The organism is Streptomyces sp. NPDC054847 (assembly GCF_053610925.1).
In genome coordinates, this window is the sequence record NZ_JBSGZJ010000492.1 from 1 (window position 1) to 5,146 (window position 5,146).

The 5,146-nt window shown below is 71.2% G+C and carries 7 protein-coding genes; 3 read left to right on the top strand and 4 right to left on the bottom strand.

Going from position 1 to position 5,146, the window contains the following annotated elements; translation table 11 throughout:
* A partial coding sequence (locus ACWGH4_RS30800; protein WP_453466688.1) for an endonuclease/exonuclease/phosphatase family protein occupies window positions 1-498 on the top strand: 498 nt, incomplete at its 5' end.
* A gap of 27 nt (window positions 499-525) precedes the next feature.
* Here ACWGH4_RS30800 and ACWGH4_RS30805 read toward each other — a convergent pair.
* Window positions 526-1,161, bottom strand: coding sequence for a DUF4232 domain-containing protein (locus tag ACWGH4_RS30805; RefSeq protein ID WP_453466690.1), 636 nt, complete (start codon window positions 1,159-1,161; stop codon window positions 526-528).
* A 131-nt stretch (window positions 1,162-1,292) separates the two neighbouring features.
* On the opposite strand from ACWGH4_RS30805, the gene dapA reads away from it, so the two are divergent.
* On the top strand, window positions 1,293-2,213 hold the full coding sequence (gene dapA, locus ACWGH4_RS30810) for a 4-hydroxy-tetrahydrodipicolinate synthase (RefSeq protein ID WP_453466692.1): 921 nt from the start codon (window positions 1,293-1,295) through the stop codon (window positions 2,211-2,213).
* Here the strand turns inward: dapA and ACWGH4_RS30815 are convergent.
* Together ACWGH4_RS30815 and dapD are read right to left on the bottom strand one after the other, a co-directional pair.
* Window positions 2,198-2,401, bottom strand: coding sequence for a hypothetical protein (locus ACWGH4_RS30815; RefSeq protein WP_441264442.1), 204 nt, complete (start codon window positions 2,399-2,401; stop codon window positions 2,198-2,200). The two genes, dapA and ACWGH4_RS30815, sit on opposite strands and share 16 nt — an antisense overlap.
* A gap of 122 nt (window positions 2,402-2,523) precedes the next feature.
* The gene (dapD, locus tag ACWGH4_RS30820) at window positions 2,524-3,516 is read right to left on the bottom strand and encodes a 2,3,4,5-tetrahydropyridine-2,6-dicarboxylate N-succinyltransferase (protein WP_307705762.1); all 993 of its coding nucleotides are present in this window, start codon (window positions 3,514-3,516) and stop codon (window positions 2,524-2,526) included.
* Between the two features lie 140 nt (window positions 3,517-3,656).
* Between dapD and ACWGH4_RS30825 the strand changes: the two genes are divergently transcribed.
* Window positions 3,657-4,727: a DUF7847 domain-containing protein gene (locus tag ACWGH4_RS30825; protein ID WP_453466695.1), complete on the top strand. Its 1,071-nt coding sequence runs from the start codon at window positions 3,657-3,659 to the stop codon at window positions 4,725-4,727.
* 33 nt (window positions 4,728-4,760) lie between these two features.
* Here the strand turns inward: ACWGH4_RS30825 and ACWGH4_RS30830 are convergent, their stop codons facing one another.
* The gene (locus ACWGH4_RS30830; protein ID WP_441264440.1) at window positions 4,761-5,126 is read right to left on the bottom strand and encodes a VOC family protein; all 366 of its coding nucleotides are present in this window, start codon (window positions 5,124-5,126) and stop codon (window positions 4,761-4,763) included.
* Window positions 5,127-5,146: the final 20 nt, after the last annotated feature.

Genomic DNA, 5,146 nt, shown 5'->3' on the forward strand with positions numbered 1-5,146 from the left:
CCGGCGAACGACGCCTGGGACGACAGCCGCAAGCCGCTGGCCGGCGAGTTCACCTTCCGGGGCCGTACGGTCTTCGTGGTCGCCAACCACTTCGGTTCGAAGGGCGGCGACGAGTCGCTGGTCTCGCACCACCAGCCGCCGAACCGTTCCTCCGAGGCTCAGCGGCTGAAGCAGGCTCAGGCCGTGAACGCCTTCGTCAAGGACGTCCTCGACGCCGACCACAAGGCGGACGTCGTCGTGCTGGGCGACATCAACGACTTCGAGTTCTCGGAGACGACCAAGGCCCTGACGGACGGCGGCGCCCTCTACCCGGCGATCAAGTCCCTTCCCCGGTCGGAGCGTTACTCGTACGTGTTCCAGGGCAACAGCCAGGTGCTGGACCAGATCCTCACAAGCCCGTCGATCCGCGACTTCAGCTACGACAGCGTGCACATCAACGCGGAGTTCTCGGACCAGAACAGCGACCACGACCCGCAGGTGCTGCGCTTCCGCCCGTAGGCGTGTGCGACGCGCGGGGCCTGCGGCTCAGCCCAGCAGGTCCCGCGCCCACGCGGTGACGTCGAGTTCCCCGGAGGTACCGATGTCCAGGCGGAACGGCAGCGTCTGCGGCGTCTCCCCTTCCCTCGGGGTGACCACCAGGTAGGCGCCTTCGGTGACCGGGTCGAAGGAGGTCACCCGGTTGTTCCAGTTGAGGACCGACTTCACGCTCTGCCCCGGCACGAGCGTCAGCGGCTTCGGCCCCTTGTCCCGCCCGGCGTCGGTGTACGGGTGGTCGTGGGTGATGGTCAGCTCCAGCGCCTCGCGGTTCTTGTCGAGGGCGCCGATCCGGGGATAGCCGTTGACGTCGTAGGGCCGCGTGCCGCAGTTCTTCAGCTCGAGGACGGTGGCCCGTCGTCCCATGGCCGTGTCGACGACGCCCGTGGTCACGACCACCCCCGAGCGGGGGCACGTGGCCGGGGTGGGCGGCGTCGACGGGGTCACGGCCGGAGAAGGGGCGCCGTACCGCGGGAACGTGGAGGGATCCAGCCGGTCCGCCTTCACTCTGTAGTCCCGGTCCCCGGACGCACCGGCGTCGCCCGTGCCCCCGCAGCCGGCCAGCACTCCGGCGGCCGTCGCAGCGGCCACCACGCCCGCCGCCGCCCGCCCGATCGTCCTCGGCATCCGTCCCCTCCCGTGGGCCGCCCCGTCCCCCCGCCGATCATGTCAGGCACTCCGACCCTGTAGCGCTGCTTCACGGTTACCGGAAGCAGATTTCGCTGGAGCCGGGCACCGGGCCGCCGCAGACTGCTGGCATGACCTCCTCTCCTCCCTTCGGCCGCGCCCTGTGCGCCATGGTCACGCCTTTCACCGCCGACGGTGCCCTCGATCTCGACGGGGCGCAGAGGCTGGCCGTCCGCCTCGTCGATGCCGGCTGCGACGGCCTGGTGCTGTCCGGCACGACCGGTGAATCACCGACCACCTCCGACGACGAGAAGGCGGCGCTCGTGCGGGCGGTCGTCCGGGCGGTCGGCGACCGGGCCGTCGTCGTCGCGGGCGTCGGCACCCCCGACACCCGGCACACCGTCGAACTGGCGCGGGCCGCGGAGGCGGCGGGCGCGGCAGGGCTGCTCGTGGTGACGCCGTACTACAGCCGCCCCCCGCAGGAGGCCGTGGCCGCGCACTTCCGGCGCGTGGCGGACTCCGTGGGCGTCCCGCTGATGCTGTACGACATCCCCGGCCGCACGGGCACCCGCGTCGAGCCGGACACGATGCTGCGGCTCGCGGAGCATCCGAGGATCGTGGCCGTCAAGGACTGCGCCTACGACCTGCTCGGCAGCTCCAAGGTCATCGCGGGCGGCGGCCTGGCGTACTACTCGGGGTGCGAGGAGCTGAACCTGCCGCTGTACGCGGTGGGCGGGGCGGGTTTCGTCTCCACGGTGGCCAATGTGGCGGCCCCGCAGCTGCGGGGCGTCCTGGACGCCCACGACGCCGGCGACAACGCGGCCGCCACGGCGCTGCACCAGGCCATGCTGCCGCTCACCGAGTTGATGATGGCGTCCGGCCTGCCCGGCACGGTGACCGCGAAGGCGCTGCTCGGGGCGCTCGGACTGCCCGGCGGGCCGGTGCGCGAACCACTGCAGCCCGCCGCACGCGAGGCGGTCGACGGGCTGCTGGCGGCGTACGGGGAGCTGACCGGCCGCCGGCTCGACGGGGTTCGTCAGTCGCGGACGTAGGTGCTGCCGAGAATCGCGGCGTGCTCCAGCACGTCCTCGAGAGGGTCGTCGATCTGCCCTGTCGAGACGAGGGAGACCCGGTGGCCGTTGTGCGCGTCGGTGTGCGTCTCGTCGGCGTGTGCGGCCCCGTGCGCGGACAGTCCCGCGAACAGGGCGCACAGGCCGAGAGTGGTCAGCTTGGTCTTCATGTCGGTTCCTCGCCTTGCCCATCGGGAATCGGTCGGGTGACTCCGCGTGTCCGGCCTGCTTATCGGCCTGCCGGGGATCGAAGTTACGCAGAGTCACACGATCGAGAGCGACGTACCGCTGATCAGTTGTGGCTGTGCAGCACGTCGTTGAGGCCGCCCCAGACCGCGTTGTTCGGGCGGGCCTCCACGGTGCCGGTGACGGAGTTGCGGCGGAAGAGGATGTTGCTCGCGCCGGACAGCTCACGGGCCTTGACGATCTGCCCGTCGGGCATCGTGACGCGGGTGCCGGCCGTGACGTAGAGGCCGGCCTCGACGACGCACTCGTCGCCGAGCGCGATGCCGACGCCCGCCTCCGCACCGATGAGGCAGCGTTCGCCGATGGCGATGATCACGTTGCCGCCGCCGGACAGGGTGCCCATGGTGGAGGCACCGCCGCCGATGTCGGAGCCGTCGCCGACGACGACGCCGGCGGAGATGCGGCCCTCGACCATCGACGTGCCGAGGGTGCCCGCGTTGAAGTTGACGAAGCCCTCGTGCATCACGGTCGTGCCCTCGGCGAGGTGCGCGCCGAGACGGACCCGGTCGGCGTCGGCGATGCGCACGCCCTTGGGCGCGACGTAGTCCGTCATCCGCGGGAACTTGTCGATCGAGGTGACCTGGAGGTGCAGGCCCTCCGCGCGGGCGTTCAGCCGCACGGTCTCCACCTGGTCGACGGCGACGGGCCCGAGGCTGGTCCACGCGACATTGGCAAGGAGGCCGAAGAGGCCGTCCAGGCTCTGCCCGTGCGGCTTCACGAGCCGGTGGGAGAGAAGGTGCAGACGCAGGTAGGCGTCGTGGGCGTCCAGCGGCTTGTCGTCGAGCGAGGCGATGACGGTGCGTACGGCGACGACCTCGACACCGCGTCGCGCGTCGGGGCCGACGGCCTTCGCGGCGGCGGCGCCGAGGAGCTCCACGGCCCGCTCCGCGGTCAGCCGCTCGGTACCGGCCGGACCGGGCTCGGCGACGAGCTCGGGGGCGGGGAACCAGGTGTCGAGAACAACGCCGTCGTCGGTGACGGTGGCGAGGCCGGCGGCGACGGCGCCGGTGGTACGGGGTGCGGAAGACGTGTCGGTCATGACAGAAAACCTAACCGCCCTGGTGGCACCCGGGCTAACCGGTCTCAGTTGCCGGGCGCTACGGTGTGCCGACCAGGCCGCGGATACGGCCAGGCAGCAGGCACTCGCAGGGATACGCAGAACATTCGGGGGGACGACCGATGTCATACGGAAGCACGCCGCCGTACCCGGGACCGGCCGGCCCTCCCGGCTGGGGCGGCTGGATGCCGCCGCCTCCCAAGCCTGGCGTCGTACCGCTCGCCCCGCTCCGTCTCGGCGACATCCTGGGCGGGGCGTTCGCGACGATCGGCCGGCACTGGAAGCAGCTGCTCGGCATGGCGTTCGCCGCGTACGGCGTGGCGCTCGTAACCATCGCCGCGGCGATCGGCATCGCCTACACGGCGCACGCCGACCGGCTCGAGCGGGTGCTGGACGCCGATGTCGCGCCCGGCTGGAACGACGTCGCGCCCGTCGTCCTCACCTTTGGAGCGGTCTACGTCTTCGGTCTGTTCGCGGTGCTCGTCGCCAACGCGCTGGTCTACGCGAGCTGCCCCGCCGTCCTCCAGGACGCGGTGCTGGGCCACCCGTCGACGTTCGGCCGGGTGTGGCGCCGCAGCATGCGACGGGTCTGGTCGGTGCTCGGCGCCGTCCTGCTCACCTCGCTGATCGTGGCGGTCCCCATGGTGCTGATCGGGACGGCCTTCGTGGCCGCCGTCATCACCCTCATCACGCTGTCCTCGGACGCCGGCGGTTTCGGCTGGCTCATCCTTGTCGGTTTCCTCGGCGCGCTGGTCACGGGCCCGCTGGCGGTCTGGCTCTGGGTGAAGTTCTCCCTCGCGCCGGCCGCCGCCGTCTTCGAGGGGCAGGGGGCCGTCGCGGCGATGACCCGCTCGTCCCGGCTGGTCCGCGGCGACTGGTGGCGGATCTTCGGCATATCGGTGCTGGCCTACGGCATGGCGGCAGTGGCGAGCTATGTGATCCAGCTGCCGTTCTCGTTCCTCAACATCCTCGGCCCGAGCCTCACGGAGGACGCGTCGACGAGCGGTGCCGCGCTGACCGTCGTCATCACCTCGATGGTCTTCTTCCTCGTCACGGTGCTGATCGGACAGGCCCTCACGGCCGCGTTCCCGCAGCTGGTGGTGAGCCTCCTCTACGTCGACCGGCGTATCCGCACCGAGAACCTGGCCCCGTCGCTCGCGGAGGCGGCCGCGGGGCCCCCTGCCGCGTACTAGGGCTCCGGACAGGGCCTGTCCGGAGCCGGGACCTCAGTCGAGCAGCGTCTTCTTCGGCCTCAGCACACAGAACTCGTTGCCCTCGGGATCGGCGAGGACGACCCAGGTGGCGTCGTCCCCCTGCCCGACCTCGACCTTGCCGGCGCCCAGACCGATGATCCGCTCCACCTCGGCGTCCCGGTCGTCGGGGCTCAGATCGATGTGGAGCCGGTTCTTGACGGACTTGCGCTCCGGCACGGTGAGGAACACCATGCCGGGCAGCGCGCTCGGACCGGCGCCGATGACGATCTCTTCCGGGTCCTCGTAGAGGATGTGCCAATCGAGCACCTCCGCCCAGAACCGGGCGAGTTTCGGAGCGTCCTGGCAGTCGATCGCGATCTGGTACAGAGAAACGGCCATGCCCGCCAGTGTGCCTGGCG